This window comes from Streptomyces sp. A012304, assembly GCF_026008495.1.
Taxonomy (GTDB): Bacteria; Actinomycetota; Actinomycetes; order Streptomycetales; family Streptomycetaceae; genus Streptomyces.
The window spans coordinates 29,314-29,865 of sequence record NZ_BQUN01000169.1 but is presented as its reverse complement, the minus strand read 5'-3'; the positions used below and the strand labels follow the sequence as shown (position 1 = coordinate 29,865).

General features: G+C 79.7%; 1 protein-coding gene. It reads left to right on the top strand.

Going from position 1 to position 552, the window contains the following annotated elements; all coding sequences use genetic code 11:
- On the top strand, positions 1–552 hold a 552-nt coding region (locus tag ALMP_RS35615), incomplete at both ends, for an FAD-dependent oxidoreductase (protein WP_264935909.1).

Genomic DNA, 552 nt, shown 5'->3' with positions numbered 1-552 from the left:
GCCACGCCCGCCGAACGGCTGCTGCGCCGCCCGGAGGCGCCGGCCGCCGAGGCGCTCGCCGCCCGCGGACTGCCCGCCCGCACGATCGACGGCTTCCTGCGGCCGCTGCTCGCCGCCCTGCTGTGCGACCCGGACCTGACCACCTCCAGCCGGTGCGCCGACCTCGCGCTGCGCGCCTTCGCGGCGGGGCGGCTGTGTCTGCCGGAGGGCGGGGCCGAGATGCTGCCGGAGCTGCTCGCCCGGACCCTGCCGGCGGGCACGGTGCACACCGGGGTGCGGGTCACCTCCGTCTCCACGACCTCGGTGACCACCGCCGAGCACGGCGAGTTCCGCTGCCGCGCGGTGCTGGTGGCCACCGACGCGCGCACCGCGGCGGAGCTGCTGCCCGGGCTGCGGGTGCCCGGCTTCCACCCGGTGACGGTCCTGCACCACACCACGGACGAGCCTCCGGCGACCGGCGCCGCGCTGCTGCTCGACGCCGACCGCGGCGGCCCGGTCGCCCACACGGCGGTGGTCAGCCAGGTCGACCCGAGCCGCGCGCCCGCGGGCCGC